Genomic DNA, 23,330 nt, shown 5'->3' with positions numbered 1-23,330 from the left:
AACAACATGTTAAAAAATATAAAAATATATGCATTACTTATTATCACTTTAGGTTTTATGGCCTGTAGCAATGATAATGAAGTAGAACCATTGTTTGATCAAGATATTGATACTCGTGTTAATGCACAATTAGAAAGTTATAAGAAAATATTAATAGCACCTGAATTTGGATGGAAAGCAGATTATTTTCCTGGAGAAAGTGAAGCTTTATTTAGAGTTCATTTAAAATTCAATGCTGATAATACAGTTGAAACAACTTCTGATTATAAAAACGGTACGAATGATTTACCATCTACTTATCGTGTAGGAGTGAATCAGTTACCAGAATTGGTATTAGAGAACTATTCGACACTACATAGTTTGTTTGAGACTCAACAATTTGCATTAGGAGCAGAATTCGAATTTATTTTTGAAGAGATTACTAATGAAAAAATAGTACTTAAAAGTAAAACAGATCAGGGAGATAAATCAATTATTACTTTAACACCCGCAACAGCACTAGATAAAGATCAGATCATAGTGCTTCAAGGTTTAGAAGAACGTATAAAAGATGGACATCTTACAACTGATTTCTTTAGAGAATTAACTATTACTAATACTGCTGCACAAGAAGTGTTTTCTTCTAATTTCAGTTTTAATGACAATACAAGAAGAGCAACGTTTAGTGGATCAGACAATAGTAATAATATCCTATCTTTTGATTTACCATTAAAAATTACAGAAACAGGATTTGATTTTATAACTCCTTTTTCTTTTAATGGAACCGATTTTCAATCATTCACATACGAGGTAGCAACTAATACATTTAAATCAACTGTAGGAGATCTTACTGCTGTAATTAGTGCTTCGATTGAACCTGGATATATTAGTGATGATATTTTAAAGATACAGGATGGTACACGTTCAATATTTGGATATCGACCTACTTATGGTGATGCACAATTTATGTCTCAAGAGTTTCTTGATATTTTCACTACTATAAATACTAACCTTGCCCCTAATGGGTTAACGATGAGTATTTACTTTTTTATATTGGATTTCTCGACCCCTACGCCTACAGCAACTATGACATTTAGAGCATCAGATGGAACCACTGACTTTGCCGGGAATTATAATTTCAATGTATCTGTAGTAGATAAAAAAATGTTTTTAACTCTAGTAGGTGCAACAGATGCTAATGGTGGTTTCTTTCAACCTCGTATTCAACCATTATTAGATTACTGGACATCTCCTAGCGGTTTATTATATACCGAAAGAGGAAATTTTAGAACATTTAGCAATGCATTTACTAACCAATCAGGAAGTTTCTTTAGTATAGACAACCCGATTAGTTCTTATGTGATTTGGTTTCAATAATTAGCCCACAAAATTTTAGATTCTCCGTGTATGGAATCTAATCTTATCAACAATATACACAATTGACTATTGTTCCCTCAATAGCCTTTCTAACTCAACTTTCGAAAACCCGGAGCTTTATGCTCTGGGTTTTTTGATTAAACCCATTTCTCTTTTTTTCTAAAAACCAAGGATAGACATCATTTCTACATTAACATTTACTTAAGAATAACGTCAATATTTCAATGTATTTTAGAAAATAAAAACAATGAAGTACATAATTGTTCTTTTAGTAGTACTCACTACAATACCTACCTTCTCACAAACCGATACTGAAGTATATCTTTTTGATATCATCAAAAAAGAAAAAACAATCATACTTAACAATCAAAGAAATATATCTAACAACAAAGGATATGATAACCAACCTTCCATTTTTAATGATACCATGGTTTTGTTTTCTTCTACCCGTAATAAACAAACAGATATAGTCGTATATAATAGTAAAAATGCTAAAATAGATTGGGTTACAGAAACCAAAAACGGAAGTGAATATTCCCCTACCAAAATCCCTAACAAAAATCAAGTTTCTTCTATTCGCCTGGATCAAGATGGAAAACAACTCCTTTATCGTTATGATTACAAAACCGGGGAGTCTAAAGTTTTATTAGAAGGACTTAAAGTTGGATATCATACCTGGTTTAATGAAGACATGCTCGTTTCATCTGTACTTGAAGATAATGCATTGTCATTGGTAGTATCTAATATAAAAAAAGGAACTAATCATACGTTTCAAAAAAAAATAGGAAGATCGTTGCATAAAATACCTAATACAAATCTGATTAGCTATATCAGTAAAGAAAATAAAGATTGGGAAATTAAATCAATTGATCCTATAACAGGAATCACCGAAAAAATCATACATACAGTACCTGGGTCTGAAGATATCTGCTGGCTACCAGATGGTACTATCTTGATGGGGAAAGGAAATACGGTTTTTAAGTTTAATCCAAAAACAGATTCTGGCTGGAACACCTTTTATACTTTTATGGATAAAGAAATCGGTCATATTTCCAGAATAGCAACAAATACTTCAGGAAGCATGCTTGCTGTGGTATCAGATATTTCTCCCGAGCATATTGTTCAAAAACAATTAGACGCCTACAATGCCAAAGATATCGATGCCTTTTTAGCTACATATAATGACAATGTGTTAATTTATGATTATCCAGATACAGTACGTTACAAAGGCAAAGAAACCATGCGTCCTTATTATGATAAAAAATTTAAAACTGAACCCAATTTATTTTGTGAAATCAAACATCGTATTGTACTTGGTAATAAAGTAATTGATGAAGAATATGTTACATATAGTGATCGAATTGTAAAAGTGATCTCTGTATACGAAGTAGAAAATGGAAAGATTGCTAAGGTAACTTTTATCAGACCTCAACCTGACAATGATATTGAAAAGAATTCTGAAAATATCATTAATAAACAACTCAATGCCTATAATGCTAGAGATATCGATGCTTTTGTTGCCACTTATACCAAAGATATAAAAGTGTATAATTTCCCTTACAAATTTTTATACGAAGGTCATGAGAAAATTAAAGAAGGATATACCAATTTCTTTAAAACCACACCTGATCTCAATTGTAAAATAAAAAATAGAATTCTAATGGGTAATGTAGTTATTGATGAAGAGTTTCTAACCATCAATAATCAACATTATAGTGCTGTAGCGATTTATGAGGTAAATAATGAGAAAATAACCAAGGTTGTTTTTATTCAGTGATACATACCATCATCTTATAAATTTGTTAAGAAACAATCATTACTTGACTCTTTTATTTAAATTAGGCGATCAAATTCACACAAATGAAAACATTTTTTACCTCTGCCCTACTTCTATTATCTACCATTTTAATTGCACAAACAGATCAACGTATTTATGATATCATTAATGCAGTCTCTGCAGATAGAATTGAAACCGATGTCAAAAAATTAGCAAACTTCGGAACTCGTAATACATTTAGTGACACTGTTTCTCAGACACGAGGTATTGGAGCAGCCCGAAGGTGGATCAAAACAGAGTTTGAAAAAATCTCTACAGATTGTAAGAACTGTTTAGATGTATTTTATCAAAAAGATTTTGTAACCAAAGATATGGGATCCAGAGTTCCTCATGATGCCTGGGTGGTAAATGTAGTAGCCATACAAAAAGGAACAAAATACCCTAATCGTTATATTATCATGAGCGGTGATATAGATTCTCGAGCTAGTGATACTATGGATTTTACTACCGATGCTCCTGGTGCAAATGATAATGCTAGCGGAATGGCAGGAACCATTGAAGCCGCAAGAGTATTATCAAAACATACTTTTGAGAATAGTATTATTTATGTTGGATTATCTGGAGAAGAACAAGGCCTCTTTGGCGGTGGTGGACTAGCAAAATATGCTAAAGACAAAGGCTGGGATATTATCGGAATCCTTAATAATGATATGATTGGAAACATTAAAGGAGTAGATGGAGTTATCGATAATAGAGCATTTAGAATATTTTCTGAACCTACCAATCTTACTGATAACGAAAAGACTGTAAGGCGTAGACGTTTTTATGGTGGAGAAGTCGACGGGATTTCGCGTCAATTGGCTCGATATGTACATAAAAATGTAAAAACATATATGCCAGAGATGAACCCTATGATGATTTATCGATTAGATCGTTTTGGTCGAGGTGGTCATCACAGACCTTTTAATGATTTAGGCTATGCCGGAATTCGAATTATGGAAGCGCATGAAAACTATACTCAACAACATCAAAATATTCGTGAAGAAAATGGGATCAAATACGGAGATGTTGTAGAACATGTTAATTTTAATTATGCCGCAAAACTTACTGCCGTAAATGCTATAAATCTAGCAAGTATTGCATGGGCTCCTCCTGCCCCATCTGAAGTAAAAATAGGTGGAATTGTAGAGCCCTCAGTAAAATTTAAATGGCAAAAAGCCAATGACCCAAATATTAAAGGTTATAAAATATACTGGCGAGACACCACTTCTCCTACCTGGGATCATAGTCGTTTTGTAGGAAATGTAGACAACTTCATTCTAGATGGCATTGTTATTGACAATTTCTTCTTCGGAATAGCCACTGTTGGAAAAAATGGTCATGAGAGCCCTGTTGTGTTTCCATCAGAAACTTTTAGATAACTTACAGAAAAGAATCTGTCAATAATTTCGAAACTAACACAAAATTGATTACTATATGAATTCTACCAACCTAACAGGTAGATATAAAGTATAACGATCGAGAAATAAACATACCATAGATGAACACATTCTATACAATAGTATTTAGCATTTTAAGTTTTACCTTATTATCTGCACAAGAATCACAATTTACCAGGCAAGATTCATTGCGAGGATCAATAACTCCAGAAAGAGCATGGTGGGATTTAACCTATTACCATCTTGATATTGCTGTAGACCCTGATCAAAAAACTATTTCAGGAAAAAATACAATTCATTACAAAGTATTGAAAGAGCATAACGTAATGCAAATCGACCTGCAACCTCCTTTAAAAATAGAAAAAGTACTTCAGGATAATAAGCAACTAAAAGTAACATCCGAAGGTAATGCTCATTTTATAACACTATCAACAGCACAAAAAGAAAATAGTAAAAATGCAATAGAAGTGTATTATAGTGGTAAACCTCGTGAAGCTGTTCGTGCTCCATGGGATGGTGGTATTTCCTGGAAAAAAGATCAAAATGGAAAGCATTTTGTAGCTTCTTCATGCCAAGGGTTAGGAGCTAGTGTTTGGTGGCCTAATAAAGATCATATGTATGATGAAGTAGATAGTTTACTAATTAGTGTTAATGTACCATCTACTCTTATGAATGTATCTAATGGTCGATTGCGTAAAACAGAAAAACATGACAATGGCACCAAAACATTTCATTGGTTTGTAAGCAACCCAATCAATAATTATGGAGTAAATATCAATATCGGGGATTATGTTCACTTTGGAGAACAATACGATGGTGAGAAAGGAAAACTGGATATGGATTATTATGTATTAAAAGATAATCTGGAAAAAGCGAAAAAACAATTTAAAGACGCCCCTAAGATGATGAAGGCTTTTGAGCATTGGTTTGGTCCTTATCCGTTTTATGAAGATAGTTTTAAACTGGTAGAAGTGCCTTATCTTGGGATGGAACATCAAAGCTCTGTTACCTATGGTAATAAATATTTAAATGGATATCTAGGTAACGATCTTTCCGGATCGGGATGGGGAACAAAATTTGATTTTATTATTATCCATGAGTCTGGTCACGAATGGTTTGCCAATAACATTACATATAAAGATATTGCAGACATGTGGATACATGAAAGTTTTACAGCCTATTCTGAAAACCTATTTGTCGATTATCATTATGGCAAAAAAGCAGCTTCAGAATATGTAATAGGTACCAAAAGAAATATCCAAAACGATAGACCAATTATAGGTCACTATAATGTAAATAAAGAAGGATCTGGTGATATGTATTATAAAGGAGCAAATATGTTACATACACTTCGCCAACTCCTCGAAGATGATGAAAAATGGAGGTCAATACTAAGAGGACTTAACTCAAATTTCTATCATCAAACTGTTACTACCCAACAAATAGAAGACTATATTAGTACAGCTACAAAAATTGATCTTACTCAGTTTTTTGATCAATATCTTAGAGATACAAGAATCCCAACTCTTGAATATTCATTCGAAGAAGGAAAGTTAAAGTATCGTTATAGCAACATTGTAGATAAATTTGATATGCCTGTACGTCTTTTTATAGATGGTACCCCAGAATGGGTACAACCTAATGCCAAGTGGCAGACCAAAGATTTTAAAGGAAATAAACTTACAGTAGATCCTAATTTTTATGTAAATATAAAAGAACTATAGTGTTATAAAATGACATCTTACTTTATTCCATTTACTGCTGCTTTTATATTAGGAGTGTCCAAATCAGGGCTCAAAGGAATGGGAATTGTAGTCGTAACCCTAATGGCACTGGCGCATGGTGCAAAAGCATCTACAGGAATACTATTACCACTTTTAATTTTTGCTGATGTTTTGGCTGTGCTGTATTATAACCGACATGCTCGTTGGAAATATCTCATTCAATTCCTCCCATGGATGATAGGTGGGGTTCTATTAGCCGTTTTTGTCGGAAAAGATCTTCCCGAATATATATTTAAGAAAGGAATGGCCGTGATTATCATTATTAGTGTGGTTATCATGTTTTTTTGGGAACGGTACGATAAAAAAAACATCCCTAATAAGCTTTGGTTTATTAGCACTACCGGGTTTGCTGCTGGTTTCACCACAATGATTGGGAACCTTGCAGGAGCATTTACCAATATTTTTTTCATGGCAACCCGAATACCAAAAAATGAGTTTATCGGTACTGCTGCTTGGTTATTTTTTATAATTAACTTGTTTAAACTTCCATTTCATATTTTTAGCTGGGATACTATAAATATGAAGACATTAATTGTGGATTTATATTTGATTCCGGGAGTTATACTGGGGTTCGTCATTGGACTCAAGGTAGTAAAACGGTTTAAAGATCATCAATACCGAAAATTCATTTTAATTATGACAGCGATTGGAGGATTGGTTATTTTATTTAAGTAATCATAGTGCTATTAAATAATTATAGAGCATGCTTATTTAATGGATTAATAACTCATAGTTAAACTTTTAGTTAATTAATGCGATAAAAAAACAATAATGCTACTAATTTGATACATTTAAATATTAATCAAATTATATATATCATGAAAAAAAAGCAATTAAAAAAACTCAAACTCAACAAAAACACTATTTCTAAGTTTAGTGCTCAAAAAATTAAAGGAGGTACTGGTACAGGAGATTGTGATTCTAGTATTGCTCCAAATTGCAACTTTGCTTGTGCAACAGGAACGTGTGTGTCACATAGAAATGATTGTTAAGTAGATAGGTTATCTAAAAATTATAAAACTGCCAAAGGTTTAAATCTTTGGCAGTTTTTATATAGTATATAATTAAATAATTTCTAGTAATTTCAAATGTATATGAGAGTATAATTCTTTTTGAATACATTAGGCCCAAAAAAGAATCATAAATAATGAAGATTACCTCTTTACCAAAATTACAAACCGAAAGATTACTTCTAAGACAACTAAAAGAAAATGACAATCAGGTAATTCTCTTCTTACGATCTGATGAAGCTGTTAATGCATTTGTGAAAAGGCCAAAAACAAATACAATAGAAGAAGCTAACAATTTTATCGACAAAATCAATAAAGGAATTGATGAGAAAAACTGGTTATTTTGGGGAATTACAATAAAAGAGAATCCAGAACTCATTGGTACTATTTGCTTATGGAATTTCTCTGAAGATAAAAAAACAGCAGAAGTAGGCTATGATTTACATCCAAAGTTTCATAAACAAGGGATTATGAACGAAGCACTGGTAAATATCCTAACGTATGGATTTAAAGTTTTAAACCTAGATACTATAGAAGCTTTTACACATAAAAATAATGAACCTTCAAAAAAATTATTGATTAAAAATAACTTTAATCATATTGAACATAGAAAGGATAGTGATAATCTAGACAATTTTATCTTTTCTATTTCCAGAAATAAATGACCTAAAAATCATCTCTTCAGGAAAGATTGTTTTTATTATCAATCAGAGCCTGTCAATTTCATATCATATTTGGTGATCAAATAATTTTGACAAGCTCTGATTAATAAATTTAGTTAACATCTGTCCTTTAAACAGATAGAGTTATTCTTTATAAAATATTTTAGAGATACTTCCTTCTTCAGATTGAGAATGTAATTTAATAATATAAGCTCCCTTAGATAAATTAGATACATCTATACTGTTCCCGTTTCGATTTTTATATGCACCTACTTTTTTACCATATATATCGAATATCGTTATTATATATTCCTGATCAGAAACAGAGTTACTTATCTGTAATTGATCTTTTGCGGGGCTAGGGAATATTTTTAAACCCTGTAATTCTTTATTATTTTCATTAGGTAACAATGAAAATTTTACTCCATTCTGGCAATACGTTGCATTTTGATATGGTGTAATCGCAACAGTCTTATATACAAGAGCATTGCTATAATATTCACTTATTTTTTTAGCTAACCACTGGTCATCATCTCCATTAGTACCTATAGAACCTATTCCTGTAGTAGATCCTCCACCCCATAGAATAGAGAAAACATTCATATTTGCAAGTCTTTGCAGATTAGACGTTCCCCAATCATAACCATTATCATTAGCCAAATGTCCACCTATAGTATTAGCTTCATAATGTGGAAGTGCTAATGCAATATTTTTCAGCTCAGGGTGAATCTTACTAAGATCTGTCCCTATTCTATTATCTCCAAGAAAATAAGGAGCAGATGCAGAAGAGTGATTAGTAATATCAAAATTGACAATATTTTCATTTGTGGTAGGCATATGCCCTCCAGGGATTTGCCATAACATGATAGGTACATTACCTATTCGTTCTGCAATTTCTTTACAAAAGATCAGGTACATATCCCAGTGTTTAGCTGTCCATGCATAGTTTTGTATCGCAGCTGGTCCAAAACAGTCTCTTTCGTATCGGTCAAAAGCTATAAAATCAGGTTTCCACTCTCCTGTATATAACTCAAGACTATTCATAAAATCGGCTACTTCTATAGCTTCGCTCACAGGGTCATTAAACTCTCCTGCTTTTTCAAAAACCCAACGTGCAGAACCAGCGGCCCATACATTTTGCTGATACCCAAATGGAATTTTACATTCTCCCACATGATGTATTAAAAAATTAACCGACTGCAAATAACCTTTCAGATTATCAGAAAAAGAAGGAAGTCCTGTGATACTTAAATTCTCATCTTCAAAAGCTCTTTTGATATCTTGATTAACCTCGACTCGCATGGTTCTGATATTATGATCATTTCCAAAAACGACATCTTGTTGAATAGCACCTATCAGATCGGGGCTAATTACAAAAGCTCCGGGATTAAGGTGATCAGTATCTTCATAACTTAAAATAACTTTAATTTCCTGAATCAAATTTCTATAATGAAAATATAAATTTTGATTTTCACTCAGATCTTTAATAGCTTCTAGTGATCCACCACCACTAGCATTAGCAGTATAATGCACCATTACAGGAAGTATTTTTCTTCCGCCTTGGCTAGCTTCTAATCTTCGTGCCTGCTCGATAGTGTTTTTTGTAGGAGTCATATCAGGAATCTTACCTCTATCCCCTGCTCCGTCTAATCCAGAATATTTAAAAAGAGCGTTCAAAGGTGAGTTCTTGAAATTATCATCAAAAGAAGCAGCAGCATTCGTTATGGTTCCATGAGATAAATATTTAGGAAAACCTTTGACTGTAAATTCATGAACAGAAGAAGCCGCAAAAGAAACAGCTAGAGTGTTGCTATTTCCTGTCGCTACTATAAGATTAGCAGTGTATTGAGGAGTATAAATAAGGTTATTAGCATTATCGGTATAGGCAGATATTGTAACAGCATAATTCCCTTCGAGAACCTGTGATATGCTATTACTGCCATTAGTAATCTGTGTATTTTTATCTGAACCGTTTATATCATTGTTCTTAAGAGCAATTGGTGTAGAAACTCCACTGGGAAGTCCGGTTACATTAATAGTTACATTTTCTGTACGAATAGTAGATTTAGTATATCCTATAGCAATATTAGTATTTGTTTCAGAAGGTATGAATGATAAAGGCGATGATTCTTCATATGCACTTGTATATTGAGTAGTACCTACGACAAAACTATTTGCCCATATCTGGTATGGCTGGTCAATTCTTAGCGAAGAGATGGCAGATGTTGTAATTGTCTCTGTAGATAGAGTATTAGAACTCGTGTTTTTATAGTTAACAATTACAGCATTAGTATCATTTCCAGTTACTGTGGTCGTCACATCTGTAAATAATGAAGGTGCTCCATTTTCTGTATAAAATCGTACAGAATCTGCGAGATCACTATATGATGATGTTACCGTTCTAAGATCAACTCTAAGTTTAAAACTTTCATTAGGAGATAAAATATGATCAACCCAGGATGCTTCGGGAAGTCCAATATTTAAAGTATTAATAAATCGATCCCCATCTTGCAGATGAGTCATCGTTACGGTTGGATATGAAATACTTCCATTAGGTGTAAAATTAACAAGGCTTGGAGTAGCATCAGATAAAAATTGAAGTTTAGCATTTCTAGCATTAATATCAATGTTTCCTGTATTTTTCACTTCTATATCGAGATAAACATCTCCCCAGGATTGAGGTGAAAAATCCATTTTTAATTGATAAGTTGCTGTGGGATTACTATAATCCCGAATAAAGGTTTGGGAATAGATACAAAAATTAAATAGTAAGCATACGACGAATAAGAGTTTGTGTTTCATTCTTTACGTTTTAAATAAGTTGGGTTAATATATTGAGATTCTCTAAAAGATATAAATAAGAGAAACGTATAAAAAACAAATTAGCTGAATGGCTCTAATTTGTAGATTTTCCGAGTGTTTTTTCAAGTAAGAAGCAAATTATGCACTCAAAAAGAAAATAATTTTTAGTACATTAGATAGTACAAGGTGTGGTTAACAATGCATATAAAATCAAGAAAGATGATCGTTATGATAATAGGTAGTATGGTAGTAATTAGTATCATTACTCTTGTCTTCCTTTTGAGTAAAGTTAAGCCAAGTCCTAATTGTATTCTTTATGAAAACTATATTTTAATAAAAGAATCCCCTTATTCTGATGAGTTGAGTGATTATGAAATTATAAGAGAAGAACAAGGACTTAGGTTTAAAACCAGAAAAGGCTACTCCTTATTTATCATAAAGGTAGGTTCTAAAGAAAATCAGGAAGTAAAATTAATGGGACTTGCCAGTTATGGTGCAAGAAACCATGAATTTAATAAGTACATATGTAATTTGGTGCATCGAATAAATAACAAAAAAAATATCGATTAAGCATACATCTCATATCCATACCTTCTATATATAATTCTCATAATTCACTTCTATAAGCTACTAGATTTTAATAGAATCATCTCTACACTATCAATTCTTACTATTTTATCCCTAAATAAAAGTACACATACGGTATATGTACCTTTCACCCCCTACTATTCTTCATTTCCCAGATGATAGCATATACATTTGTCTTGTGAAAAAATTCATTAATTAAAATTGAAGAACTATATGAAGCTTTTAAAAATCTCGTTATTAACACTTTTCTTGACTGTTAATTTTGCATCCCTGAATGCGCAATCAAAAACAAAATCATACACTCTAAAAAAAGGGCATGTATTTGATATCATATTTCTGAATACCAAACCTGATACTAAACAAAAACTACAGCATTACTTTAAAACTGCATTTCCTGTAGCCGAAAAAATGGGATATCATAGATTACCAGGGATAGCTATAAAAGGAAGTCCAACTCAAGGTAATTATCATCCCGAAAGTATGATCTTAGGATATTGGGATACACTTAATGGAAGAGAAAAATTCTTACACGATATTCAAAAAACAATGCCTGATTTTCATGAAGAAAGAAGAAATATCTGGTCTACTTTTAACCTTACCTATTATGAATTAAAACAAGATCTTTCTTTTAGCATTAACCCAGAAAAATTTTCTATTGTTACCGCATATTGGTATAAAAACAAGTCTTCTTTTCAAAAGTTCAAAAAAGAATGGGTACAAAAAATGAAAAAAGCAGGTGGTCAAATACAAGTGGATTTTGTAGAAGGCGCATCTCCTTTTGGATATAACTATAATCCAGACTATTTCGTTATTACTTCCTGGAAAAACAAAGCTGCTTTTGAACAATTTTATAAAGAAAATCTAAAAATGGATCATAGTTCGGTGAAACATGTGAACCAGTTTCATATTAAGTAACTATTTTAGACCAACAAAAGCAGGTTATTTAATAACCTGCTTAATACACTCTTATGCAAACACTTTTAAATCAACTTGTATATTTTGGTTATTTCCAGAGTCTATTTTTACTCTGTATTTACCTTTTTTCACCAAAAAACAGAAAAAACATTAATGGATATGTTGCTTTTTTAGTACTGGTCCTTATGATTGGTTTATCAGGTCGAGTACTTTATATATCAGATATTTTTGGTAAAAACTTTCGGTTGATTGCATTTTCTGAGTTTGCAACACTCCTATTTGGATCCACTATTTACTTGTTTACCAAATCTTCATTATTAAACAAACGTTTTTCATATCAGGATCTGTTACACTACCTCCCTGGAATTTTCTATATTATTTTTGTAGTTTTTATGTTTATGCTTCCTACAGACGAAGTCATTGGAGCAAGAATTAAAAGTGGAGAATTATTTCGTACCATAACTATTTTTATTGGTATTGGTCTACTATTCAACATTACGTATTGGGTAATGAGTCTTCAGTTATTTCTTTCTTTTAGGAAAGGGTTACGCGATGAATTAAGTTATACTGTAAAGACACAGTTTTTTCTTAATTTCCTTATTGCAATTGGTATTTGCTTACTATGCTGGATTATTGTGTATTTCATTAGTATTTTTGGATTTGAAACCATAGAAAGAACAGCAAGAGAAATAATTTGGCTAAGTATCGCTTTAATCATTCTTTTTATCGCTTATTATGGTATGATTTCTCCTGATCTATTTAAAATTATCCCTGGTGGAGTTCAAAAAAAATATACGCAATCCAAACTATCTAAATCAGATCTAGATCATTTACAAACCAAATTAGATCAGTTAATGGTAGAGAAAAAGCCGTATCTCAATAGAAAATTATTAAAAGCAGAACTTGCTGATATGCTGGGAGTAAGTAGTCCAGAGATAGCTCGGTTATTGAACGAAAATATCGGTATGAATTTCTTTGAATACATTAATTATCATCGGATTAAAGAATTTGTAGAATTAGCAAAAACAGATAAGGCTAAAAACTTCACCTTTTTCGGACTCGCCCAGGAAGCAGGTTTTAATTCTAAAACTACATTTAATAAATCTTTCAAAAAGCTGATGGGAACGTCACCAAAAGAATATTTCACTTCTCAGTAATAAAAAATAACTTTTATTGCTCGTTAACATTTAAGAAAACTTTCAAACTTAATTATTAGATATCTTCTATTTTAGAAACAAAAATAAAAGGTCGTCATCATGAATTATATGTTTAAAATTGTTTTAGTATGTTGTATCAGTTTACTCGCCTACCAAACAAATGCACAATCCAAACAAGATTCTCTGGATATTAAACAAGTAGCTCTTGATTACCTCGAAGCGCAACACAATGTAAACCCTAAGCAATTTGAACGAGCTGCTCATCCTAGAATGGTAAAAAGGACTTTTTGGAAAAATAAAGCTACAAACAAAGAATACCTTCGAGAAACGTTTACTGATTTTATGGTAATTCTCTCAGAGTTTTATAATAGTAACGGAGATAAGTTTCCCGAAAATCCAAAAAAAGAGGTTATTATATTAGATGTTTTTGACAAGACAGCTTCTGTAAAACTTATTGCCGATGAGTGGATTGATTATATGCATATTGTAAAAATAAATGGTACATGGAAAATTGTAAATGTCCTTTGGCAATTTAACGATTCATCCAAACATTAATCCTTCTACTTATAGGAATCTATTCAATAACTATACTTACTGTACGTTATCAACCAACTATTGACTAAGTTCTAACAGGTCTTTTTTATTTCTTTTTATTTTTTTTATCCCACGTGTAACAATTCACAACTTTCTGCATCAAAGGGGAAAATCAAAATAGAAATACAATAAAAATAAAGACATGAAAACATTTAGAATTACCTTATTAGCACTAATTATTATAAACTTAGGATTTAGTCAAACATCAGCTATTAAAACTGAAATAGTTGGACAAGGAAGTCCTGTATTATTTTTACCAGGTTTTACCACTCCCGGATCAATATGGAACGATACCGTTGAACATTTAACTGCAAAAAGTGAAGCTCACCTTATTTCCTACGCTGGTTTTAATGGCAACCCTCCTATTGCAATGCCATGGTATGATACCATTAAAGAAGAACTAATTGTATATATCAAAGATAAAAACCTAACCAATGTAACAATTATAGGGCACAGTATGGGTGGAAATCTAGCTATTGATCTTGCTGCAGCACTACCCGATACAATTACCAGATTAGTTATTGTAGATTCTATTCCTTGTATGAGAGAATTAATGATGCCTGGCGTACCAGAAAGTCAAATACAATACGATAGTCCATATAACAAGCAAATGCTACAAACAGAAGATACCCAGTTTAAGCAAACAGCCACTATGATGGCTCAAAACATGACCAACAATAAAGATAAAGTAGATGTTTTGATCAATTGGATTATGGAGGCTGATCGCGAAACGTATGTATATGGATATACCGATTTATTAAAACTGGATTTAAGGAAAATTCTAGACAAAGTGACTGCAAAAACTTTAATTCTGGGAGCATCATTTCCTTCTGTAGAGGTCGCAAAGTCTAATTATGAAAAACAATATACTACTTTAGCAAACAAATCTATCAAGATGGCTTCAAACAGTAAACACTTTATAATGTTTGATCAACCCGAATGGTTTTATACAACAGTAAACGCTTTCCTGGCAAATGAGTAAAAAGAATCAACAACTTTTTGAGACCGTATATCGGCAGTGTTACCCTATGGTTCAGCAAATGTGCCTCGGTTTTATGAAAGGAGATATAGATATGGCTAATGATCTTTCGCAAGAAGTATTCATTAATATCTGGAATGCTCTCGAAAACTTTAAAGGGCAATCCACTCATAAAACCTGGGTGTATAGAATCACGGTAAATACGTGCCTGCAATACATAAGAAAAGAAAAAAAGAAAAAGAGATTATCCTTTGATAAAATAGAACACGTACTGGTTGATGAGTCACAAAACCAAGATGCAGAACAAGAACAAGGATTGTATATAGCCATAGGCCAATTAGAAGAACTGGATAGGTTAATCATTATGATGGTGTTAGAAGGACAGGACTATGATACTATATCACATGTTTTAGGTATTAAACCCACTAATGTTAGGGTAAAAATTCACAGAATAAAGAAACGACTTAAAAAAATATTAGATCATGAATAATAAATTTGACGAATTGCAACGTAAGTGGCAAAAAGGAAAAAAAGATATCGAGAGCAATTCTGGAATACTAGAAGAGACACTATCTTCTATTACGTCTAAGAATAATTTAAATGTTCGTTTTCACTACGGAAACATCATAATACTATCAATCACATTAATAGGAATATCTGCTTTTTTCTACTACCTCGCTCCAGTAAAAGAAATACTAAGTAGAATTGGAGTAGCATTAATGATAGGAGGATTACTACTAAGAATAATAATCGAATGTATTAGTGTCTTAAAATCAAAAAAGATCGAGGTAATAGATGATGTGCTAAAAACAACCAATGATACAATAGCATTTTATAAGTTCAGAAAACGTATTCATGGACCAGTCACGATAACCATCATAGCATTGTACACTATTGGTTTTTATATGATCACTCCAGAATTTAGCTTATACTTTACCACATGGCAAATGGTAATGATTGACGCTTCCTATGTTATCGGTGCTATTATCTTTATTAAGTTTGTTAGAAATAGTATTCAAAAAGAGATACGAACCCTTTTAGAAATTATCGAGCTAAAAAATAAAATTATTGAAGAAAACGAAGCATAAAAATCTTCTCTTTGCCCATTTAATACTCTTTGAAGAATACTATTTATTAGTATTTTAGCTTAAAATCAGATTATCAAAAATATCATTTTTGTCATACCACCCAAAGTTCATTTATTAGACATTAATGGTCCAGCACATATCTTTTATGAAGCCAAAGAATATGGGGCTGATATCGATCTTCATTTTGTTTCTATAAACAATGAAGAGGAAATAGAGAGCAGTGCTGGGCTGTATTTTGCAAAGCTTTCTAACTTTGATAAATTTGAATTAACAGAGGGTGATTTTATTTTTATCCCGGGGACAGAATTTCAATTACTTTCTGATTCTGAATTTATACAAAAAAGTAAAGCATTTTTTGATTGGTTAAATATTCAATATTCTAACGGAGTCAATATCTGTTCTGTATGTACCGGAAGTTTTTTACTTGCAGAATCAGGATTATTAGATGGGCATAAATGTACAACGCATTGGAAATATTTTAAAGAATTCACTAATAAGTTTCGCAAAGTTGATCTAGTTAACAACAGATTATTTGTTGTAGATAATCGTCTGTACTCTAGTGCAGGAGTCAGTTCTGGTATTGATCTTTCTTTATTTATTCTCGAGCAATTATATGGCCCTAAGTTTGCTACAGATATAGCCAAAGAAGTAGTTATATATTTTCGTCGTAGCGAATCTGATCCTCAACTGAGTGTTTTCTTGCAATATCGAAATCATCTGGACACTCGGATTCATGATGCTCAAGATTATATGACAAAACACCTCCACACTTCATTCACACTAGAAAATATGGCTGAGTATGTACATATGAGTAGTCGTAATCTTACACGGCTCTTTAAAAAAACAACAGGAATTACCATTGGTGCCTATCTCGAAAAACTTAGAATAGATAAAGCCATACATCTTTTGGCCGATGGTAATAAAGTTAGCTATGTTGCCAACCAATGTGGATTAAAAAGCACAAATCAATTAAGAGCCTTACTTAAAAAACATAAAGATGTATTGCCTGTTAACTTCACTTATATATAATATATCTGTCCTAATACTGCGCACACTTGTCCTTTTAAGATTAACAAAAGACATTTAATTTTGAAGAATTAATCATTACTCAAAAACAATGCAAAAGTTATTAGTATTACTATTACTGATCAATATATCGGCTATATCACAACCTTCGGCAACTTCTAATGAAATTTATGTATGTCCTCCTTGTAACAGTAGTTGTGACGATTTAAAATTTGATAAACCTGGAATCTGCCACCATTGTAATATGGAACTTACTACAAAAAAGGAACTTCAAAAACTAGCCAACAAAAAAATGACAATTGCCTTCTATTTACAACCTGGCATAGAAGTATTAGATTTTGCTGGTCCTATGGAAGTATTTGCATATGCAAATTTTGAAGTTTTTACGGTTTCTAAAACCAAAGAACCTATTATCTCCCAGGGAATTCTGAAAATACTCCCGGATTATAGTATAGCTAATAGCCCTAATGCAGATATACTTGCCTTTTTTGGAGGAAACTCTTCCAGTGCTTTTAATGATCCGAAAGTAATTAAATGGATAAAAACACAACAAAACATCGAATACCATTTCTCGGTATGTACAGGAGTATTTGCATTAGCAAAAGCCGGAGTTCTTGATGGTAAATCAGCAACCACTTTTCATAACGCGTTGAATGGATTAGAAACTAATTACCCAAACATAACAGTGATAAAAGACGCCCGATTTGTTGATAATGGGCAAGTAATCACCACAGCCGGTATTTCTGCCGGAATTGATGGTGCCTTACATTTGGTAGCAAAACTTCAAGGGTTCAATGAAGCACGAAAAATAGCATACCATATGGAATATGATAAGTGGATACCAGGAGAAGGGGTAATTTTATCAGAAGATAATCCTTATAAAAATTATAGTGACAGAACAATTCTGGAAGCATACACCGGAACTTATGAATATTTGGATGGAGCTAAAGTAAAATTAAAAATCAACCCAAGAGAAAAAGCCCTTTATGCCATAGTAGATGATAGAAACTACCCGATTTTTCATGTACAAAATAATACTTTTATGAACCTGGCTAATCATAAGATCACATTTATAAAGGATAAAAACAAAAAAGTTACCGGATATACATCTTCACAACATCCAAAAACAATATTTCATAAACTAAGTGATTAATATCTATATAACTGCACAGTTTAAAACCTCCCTTATTTAACTTTTATTTCAATTTATAACTGCAAAACTGTAACAATCTTTAAACAATAGTATCTTTAAAAAGGATGATGCTCTTTAGCCTCATCTTTTTTAAGGAATATAGCTATTTATTCACATTTTAAATCAATCACTATGGGTTTGCGCTTTAATTCTCTTACAGATACCATTCATCATCAATCCAACGAACATCGAAATATTTCAAAAAGAGTAGTGTATATAGCACTACTCTTTTTTGTGTTTTTCAATACTGCATATAGTAATTCGATTGACATAAAAACAAAATCAGAAAATTTAATAGAGATGTCTAATGGTGCTATTGCCTATGCATACCCTGTATCTTCTATAACTATTGATGGGAATCCTCAAGATTGGCCAAAAGACTTTACTCGCTATCCTATCAATAAACTACCATATGGTGGTGGGCCTAAGGACAAAAATGATTTTGATGCTTATTTTCAAGTGGGATATAGCCTCTCTGAAAAAGCTCTTTACATTGTTGTTGTAATAACCGACGACTCTCATATTGTAGATACTACCGATGCATCAGAGTGGAATACACAAGATACCTTTAATTTCTATATCGACGAGCAACACTCTCCCGATGGTTCTGGTGTAGATTTATATCAGTATAGCGAAAATTATAAAGACACCAATAATCAATCTATAAGCTGGGATCCCACAAAGAAAAACACAAATTGGGATGCTATAGAAATTAAATCCAAACGTAATAAAAACACCACTATTTATGAATGTAAAGTAAAACTGAATAGTACCATAACTACAGGTAAATCTATTGGAATCGATCATGTATTTATCGATAAAGATGCTGATGATGATCAAAACTCTAATTCTTTTATTGCCTGGGGAAATAGTGGCGGTAAAAGTAGTGCTCCAGGAAGACTTGGTGATGTGATATTTATGAAAGAAAAAGAAAAAACAGGTGCAATCAGCGGAAAACTAAGTTGGAAAAATAGCGCTATGAAAGGCTATCCAAACCGAATTCGATTTACATCTACTCATAACCCTGCCCTTTGGACACAAACCGTAGTAGATTCAACGGGAAATTACACCTTAGACCTTCCCTCTGGTGAGTATATCATTTCACCAGCATCAGGTTTATTTTATCAAGATGAAAGTCGATTTAGAGACGAAGAGCTTTTTAGAATAAATACAAAAGATGCCAATATCAAGGTCACAGCGGTGGCAAATAAAAACATCACTGCACCAACATTTGAATTATCTACTATTTCTGATCCAGATATAATCCCAAACAAAGGAGTTTTACACGATTTTGAGATCAAAGAAGCTTCTATAGTGGATACGTTTATCAAAACATATCAGGAACATTATCAAATCCCCGGAGTATCCCTTGCATTGATTAAAAATGGTAAAGTCGTCTATCATCAAACTTATGGAGTAAAGAACACACTCACAAAAAAGAAAGTAGATCACAATACCTTATTTGAAGCAGCTTCGATTACCAAACCTGTTTTTGGTTTTGCTGTAATGCGATTGGTAGAACGTGGTATTATTGATCTTGATAAACCATTATATGAATATTTGCCATTTGAAGCCATTGCACATGATGATCGCTATAAACTTATAACTGCCCGACATGTAATGTCTCACAAAACAGGATTTCCAAACTGGGCTTGGATGAACGAAGATGGAAAGATTGACATTAAATTTACACCGGGTACCAAATATCAATATTCTGGCGAAGGTTTTGAATACTTAAAAAGAGTAGTTACCAAAGTAACAGCTAAGGATATCAATACTATACTAAAAGAAGAAGTACTTACACCATTAGATATAGAAAACACCTATTTCTCTAAAAATGAATACCTGGCCAAAGTAGTATCTAATGGTCATTTTGATAATCTGCCATCACAGGCTTCATTACCAGAAAATCCGGGTATGGCCTGGAGTATGCATACAGAGGCTAAAACATTTACCAATTTCTTATTAGGATTACAGAACAAAAAAGGGCTAAAACCAGAAACCTATAAAGAAATGTTCAAAATACAAACCAGAATTCCTAAAGATAAAGAAGATCCTAGCCCAGAAGGATGGGAAAACTATTTTGGATTAAGTATCCATATGCAAAAAACACCATTTGGTCCTAGTTTCGGGCATGGAGGTAATAATGGTGATTTTAGATGCGAAGCGATACTGTATAGTGATCTCAATATGGGATATGTTGTATTTACCAATAGTAATACAGGAGATAGTCTTAATACCGCTTTATTAGAGTTTTTAATTACTGGTAAGCAAAAAAAAGAATAATAGTTGCCTCTCCTATATACTACTAATGTCAAAAAAAACAATCAAGATTGTGAGGTTTTTTTTGAGCTTTCCCCTGTTTATAATCCTTATAATCATACCCTCTTCTCTATTTAGAAATTATAATTACCTTGGTACTTAATTTAACTGTTGTGCTTAATACGCAAAAAATGGAAATAAATAATATAACTAAACCAATTCAAGCATATTCAAACGCTTTAAGAAAAATTTATCCTGATTTAAACTCCGATGAAATACACTTTATAAGCAGTAAAGTTACAGTTACCAAGTTAAAGGCTAAAAAACTATATTTAATAGCTGGAGAAATTCAAGAAAGTTTAGCTTTTGCCTTTAAAGGTTTATTACGAAGTTTCCATATCAATGATAAGGGAGAAGAAATAACAATTGCTTTTATAAAAGAGAATAATTATGCAACAGACTATGGTGCTTTTATCAGTCAAACTCCCTCTAAGTATTACATTCAAACTTTAGAATCGTGTTTATTAGTAAACGTTCCATTTACTTTAATACAAGAATGTTATTCCAAATATAAAAATTTCGAAAAATACGGTAGATTGATTGCTGAAAAACATTTAAATAGAAGACAAAATAGGATTGAAAGTTTTTTATTTGAGAATGCTGAGCAAAGATATATTAACTTTATTTCACAAAATAAAGACATTTTAAATCGTATTTCACTCACACACCTTTCTTCTTTTTTAGGCATTAAGCGACAAACATTAACTCGAATTAGAAAAAGAGTGATTCAATTTAATATTGACACAAATGTGTCATGTAATAAATTCTAAAATAATAGAATTTTGTAAGGTTACCAATAACCTATCAAATGAATTTAAAAAAAACACTTAACATCTTACAAAAGATATCTCCAAGACTAACTGCACAAATAGCATTTAATTTTATTTCAAAACCTAAAAACAGGAAAATAAGAGCATTTGAAAAATCGATATTAGAAATTGCTATCGAGACCATAATTCGATTTAAAAAATTTAATATTAAGACCTATACATGGGGAAACGGAAATAAGAAAGCATTACTCATACATGGATGGGGAGGAAGAGCTTCTAATTTTGGAGCAATCATTCCTGAATTAACAAAAAATGGATACAAAGTTATAAGTTTTGATGGCCCTTGCCATGGAGCCAGTACAAAGAAGAAAACAAGTTTTTTTGAAATGTCTGATTTAGTAAAGTTGTTTTTAGAAAAAGATAAATACGATTTAATAATTACGCATTCAATGGGCTCTGTACTTGCCTTTACAGCTATGAGTTCGTTAAAATATAAAATAAACCAAATGATTATATTAACGACTCCTAGCAGATTTTTAGAATTTATTGGACTTGCTGTTGTTCAATTTGGTTTAACAACTGAGACAACTAAATTATTGATTAATAAAATAAAAAAAACGACAACAAAGTACGATCCAGTAACATTTAAAGTCAGTACTGTTATTAAAGATATAGAAATGAAAGATGTAACGTTCATTCATGATAAGTATGATAAAATAATCCCAGTAGAAAAAACTAAATCAGTAAGTTCATTATTTAAGAACTCTAAATTTATTGAAATAGAAGGGACTGGGCATTTCAAAATGCTTTGGTCTAAAAAAGTAATTAAAATTATTGAACAACAAATTCTAAGTTACAATACACAAAAAATGTAATTAGTTAATGATGTCGACAAAAGTACTAAGCATAACAATGCCAGGGTTAATATGTTTTTAAAAGTAGACTTGAAATCTATTTTTTAACCTATTCATCGCAAAAAACAATACATGAGAAAAATTGGAATATTCGGTTTAGGGGCGATAGGTTCTGTAATTTCACGGATATTAGTAGTACATCCTGAAAACGAAGTATTCTATTATACCAGAACTCCTAAATCTAAAATCAAAATACAATTTCAAGATAAAAAAATAGAAATACCTATTGAGATTGAAAAAGAAAGATCAGAGGAACTTGATTGGTTACTTATATGCTTAAAAGAATATCATTTTGACGCAGCCAATGATAAATTGGAAAAATTAATCGGGGCGAATACTAAAGTAGTTGTTATAAGAAACGGTATAGAATTAAAAGAACCCATTACGCCTTTTACTACAAAGGAAAATATTTTGGAATGTATGATTGATTGCCCTACTCAACCTATTGAAGATAATTATTACTTACAATTTAGAAAACCGATACTTAAAGTCGAACAAAGCGAGTTAGCAACACGATTTATGCAGCTTTTCGCCAAAAACGATGCACAGATAATAGAAGTACTGGATTACAAAACCGAAAATTGGAAAAAACTAATAGAAAGTTCTGCCCTTGGATCGATACTATGCTTAACCGGAAGAACATGTTCTGTTTTTGAAAATTCAGAAGTAATAGATTTGTATAAAGATCTGCTAAGAGAAGGAATTGAAGTAGCAAAATCAGACGGAGTAATAATTGAAAATAGTTTTGAATCTGAAATGATGGAAAAAATAGCTACATACTCAAAAACAAAAGGAAGCTCAATGTTATCTGATCGGTTAACTGGAAATATCATAGAAGTTAACGCAAAAAATGGAGCGATCGAAAAGATAGCAATACAAAATAAAATTGCAACGCCAATTAACGATACTATTTGTAAATTACTCAGGCAAATAAACCAGAATTAATACCTAAAAA

The 23,330-nt window shown here is 31.9% G+C and carries 21 protein-coding genes and 1 pseudogene; 21 read left to right on the top strand and 1 reads right to left on the bottom strand.

Annotated features, from left to right (window positions below; all coding sequences use genetic code 11):
- The first annotated feature begins 6 nt into the window (after positions 1–6).
- The 7 genes from AAFU52_RS17545 (at position 7) to AAFU52_RS17515 (ending at position 8,031) form a co-directional block, all read left to right on the top strand.
- Positions 7–1,356, top strand: coding sequence for a DUF4302 domain-containing protein (locus tag AAFU52_RS17545; protein ID WP_438422869.1), 1,350 nt, complete (start codon positions 7–9; stop codon positions 1,354–1,356).
- 247 nt (positions 1,357–1,603) lie between these two features.
- The gene (locus AAFU52_RS17540; protein WP_438422868.1) at positions 1,604–3,133 is read left to right on the top strand and encodes a nuclear transport factor 2 family protein; all 1,530 of its coding nucleotides are present in this window, start codon (positions 1,604–1,606) and stop codon (positions 3,131–3,133) included.
- Positions 3,134–3,216: 83 nt separating this feature from the next.
- Positions 3,217–4,554: a M28 family peptidase gene (locus AAFU52_RS17535; protein WP_438422867.1), complete on the top strand. Its 1,338-nt coding sequence runs from the start codon at positions 3,217–3,219 to the stop codon at positions 4,552–4,554.
- Between the two features lie 119 nt (positions 4,555–4,673).
- Positions 4,674–6,296 carry a M1 family metallopeptidase gene (locus AAFU52_RS17530; RefSeq protein ID WP_438422866.1) on the top strand — a complete coding sequence of 541 codons (1,623 nt, stop codon included), beginning with the start codon at positions 4,674–4,676 and terminating at the stop codon, positions 6,294–6,296.
- A 9-nt stretch (positions 6,297–6,305) separates the two neighbouring features.
- Positions 6,306–7,031 (top strand): sulfite exporter TauE/SafE family protein, encoded by a 726-nt coding sequence (locus tag AAFU52_RS17525; RefSeq protein ID WP_438422865.1) that lies wholly within the window; start codon positions 6,306–6,308, stop codon positions 7,029–7,031.
- Between the two features lie 143 nt (positions 7,032–7,174).
- Entirely contained in the window at positions 7,175–7,348 is a 174-nt protein-coding gene (locus tag AAFU52_RS17520) for a hypothetical protein (RefSeq protein ID WP_161635297.1), read from the top strand.
- 155 nt (positions 7,349–7,503) lie between these two features.
- Positions 7,504–8,031, top strand: a complete 528-nt coding sequence (locus AAFU52_RS17515) for a GNAT family N-acetyltransferase (RefSeq protein WP_438422864.1) — start codon at positions 7,504–7,506, stop codon at positions 8,029–8,031.
- Positions 8,032–8,172: 141 nt separating this feature from the next.
- Here the strand turns inward: AAFU52_RS17515 and AAFU52_RS17510 are convergent, their stop codons facing one another.
- The gene (locus AAFU52_RS17510) at positions 8,173–10,830 is read right to left on the bottom strand and encodes a T9SS type A sorting domain-containing protein (RefSeq protein WP_438422863.1); all 2,658 of its coding nucleotides are present in this window, start codon (positions 10,828–10,830) and stop codon (positions 8,173–8,175) included.
- Positions 10,831–11,049: 219 nt separating this feature from the next.
- Between AAFU52_RS17510 and AAFU52_RS17505 the strand changes: the two genes are divergently transcribed.
- The 14 genes and pseudogenes from AAFU52_RS17505 to AAFU52_RS17440 all read left to right on the top strand — a co-directional run bounded on the left by AAFU52_RS17505 (position 11,050) and on the right by AAFU52_RS17440 (position 23,320).
- Positions 11,050–11,400 (top strand): hypothetical protein, encoded by a 351-nt coding sequence (locus tag AAFU52_RS17505; RefSeq protein WP_438422862.1) that lies wholly within the window; start codon positions 11,050–11,052, stop codon positions 11,398–11,400.
- 231 nt (positions 11,401–11,631) lie between these two features.
- The gene (locus AAFU52_RS17500; RefSeq protein ID WP_438422861.1) at positions 11,632–12,333 is read left to right on the top strand and encodes a hypothetical protein; all 702 of its coding nucleotides are present in this window, start codon (positions 11,632–11,634) and stop codon (positions 12,331–12,333) included.
- A 53-nt stretch (positions 12,334–12,386) separates the two neighbouring features.
- Positions 12,387–13,490 carry a helix-turn-helix domain-containing protein gene (locus tag AAFU52_RS17495; RefSeq protein ID WP_438422860.1) on the top strand — a complete coding sequence of 368 codons (1,104 nt, stop codon included), beginning with the start codon at positions 12,387–12,389 and terminating at the stop codon, positions 13,488–13,490.
- A 99-nt stretch (positions 13,491–13,589) separates the two neighbouring features.
- Positions 13,590–14,045 (top strand): nuclear transport factor 2 family protein, encoded by a 456-nt coding sequence (locus AAFU52_RS17490; RefSeq protein ID WP_438422859.1) that lies wholly within the window; start codon positions 13,590–13,592, stop codon positions 14,043–14,045.
- Positions 14,046–14,226: 181 nt separating this feature from the next.
- The gene (locus AAFU52_RS17485; RefSeq protein ID WP_438422858.1) at positions 14,227–15,066 is read left to right on the top strand and encodes an alpha/beta fold hydrolase; all 840 of its coding nucleotides are present in this window, start codon (positions 14,227–14,229) and stop codon (positions 15,064–15,066) included.
- Entirely contained in the window at positions 15,059–15,553 is a 495-nt protein-coding gene (locus AAFU52_RS17480; protein ID WP_438422856.1) for an RNA polymerase sigma factor, read from the top strand. The genes AAFU52_RS17485 and AAFU52_RS17480 overlap by 8 nt, the downstream gene beginning before the upstream one ends.
- On the top strand, positions 15,546–16,151 hold the full coding sequence (locus AAFU52_RS17475) for a hypothetical protein (protein ID WP_438422855.1): 606 nt from the start codon (positions 15,546–15,548) through the stop codon (positions 16,149–16,151). Before AAFU52_RS17480 ends, AAFU52_RS17475 begins: the two co-directional genes overlap by 8 nt.
- Positions 16,152–16,220: 69 nt before the next feature.
- A pseudogene (locus AAFU52_RS17470) lies at positions 16,221–16,700 on the top strand (DJ-1/PfpI family protein); the annotation flags it as partial.
- Between the two features lie 150 nt (positions 16,701–16,850).
- The gene (locus tag AAFU52_RS17465) at positions 16,851–17,180 is read left to right on the top strand and encodes a helix-turn-helix domain-containing protein (RefSeq protein WP_438422854.1); all 330 of its coding nucleotides are present in this window, start codon (positions 16,851–16,853) and stop codon (positions 17,178–17,180) included.
- An 88-nt stretch (positions 17,181–17,268) separates the two neighbouring features.
- On the top strand, positions 17,269–18,330 hold the full coding sequence (locus AAFU52_RS17460) for a DJ-1/PfpI family protein (protein WP_438422853.1): 1,062 nt from the start codon (positions 17,269–17,271) through the stop codon (positions 18,328–18,330).
- 171 nt (positions 18,331–18,501) lie between these two features.
- On the top strand, positions 18,502–20,655 hold the full coding sequence (locus tag AAFU52_RS17455; protein ID WP_438422852.1) for a serine hydrolase: 2,154 nt from the start codon (positions 18,502–18,504) through the stop codon (positions 20,653–20,655).
- Positions 20,656–20,822: 167 nt separating this feature from the next.
- On the top strand, positions 20,823–21,461 hold the full coding sequence (locus tag AAFU52_RS17450) for a Crp/Fnr family transcriptional regulator (protein ID WP_024770993.1): 639 nt from the start codon (positions 20,823–20,825) through the stop codon (positions 21,459–21,461).
- 38 nt (positions 21,462–21,499) lie between these two features.
- Positions 21,500–22,336, top strand: coding sequence for an alpha/beta fold hydrolase (locus tag AAFU52_RS17445; RefSeq protein WP_024770992.1), 837 nt, complete (start codon positions 21,500–21,502; stop codon positions 22,334–22,336).
- A gap of 111 nt (positions 22,337–22,447) precedes the next feature.
- Entirely contained in the window at positions 22,448–23,320 is an 873-nt protein-coding gene (locus tag AAFU52_RS17440; RefSeq protein ID WP_024770991.1) for a ketopantoate reductase family protein, read from the top strand.
- The last annotated feature ends 10 nt before the right edge of the window (positions 23,321–23,330 follow it).

It is taken from the genome of Aquimarina macrocephali, assembly GCF_051627225.1.
GTDB lineage: Bacteria > Bacteroidota > Bacteroidia > Flavobacteriales > Flavobacteriaceae > Aquimarina > Aquimarina macrocephali.
The sequence above is the reverse complement of the archived record's forward strand: the minus strand, read 5'-3'. Positions and strand labels throughout refer to the sequence as shown.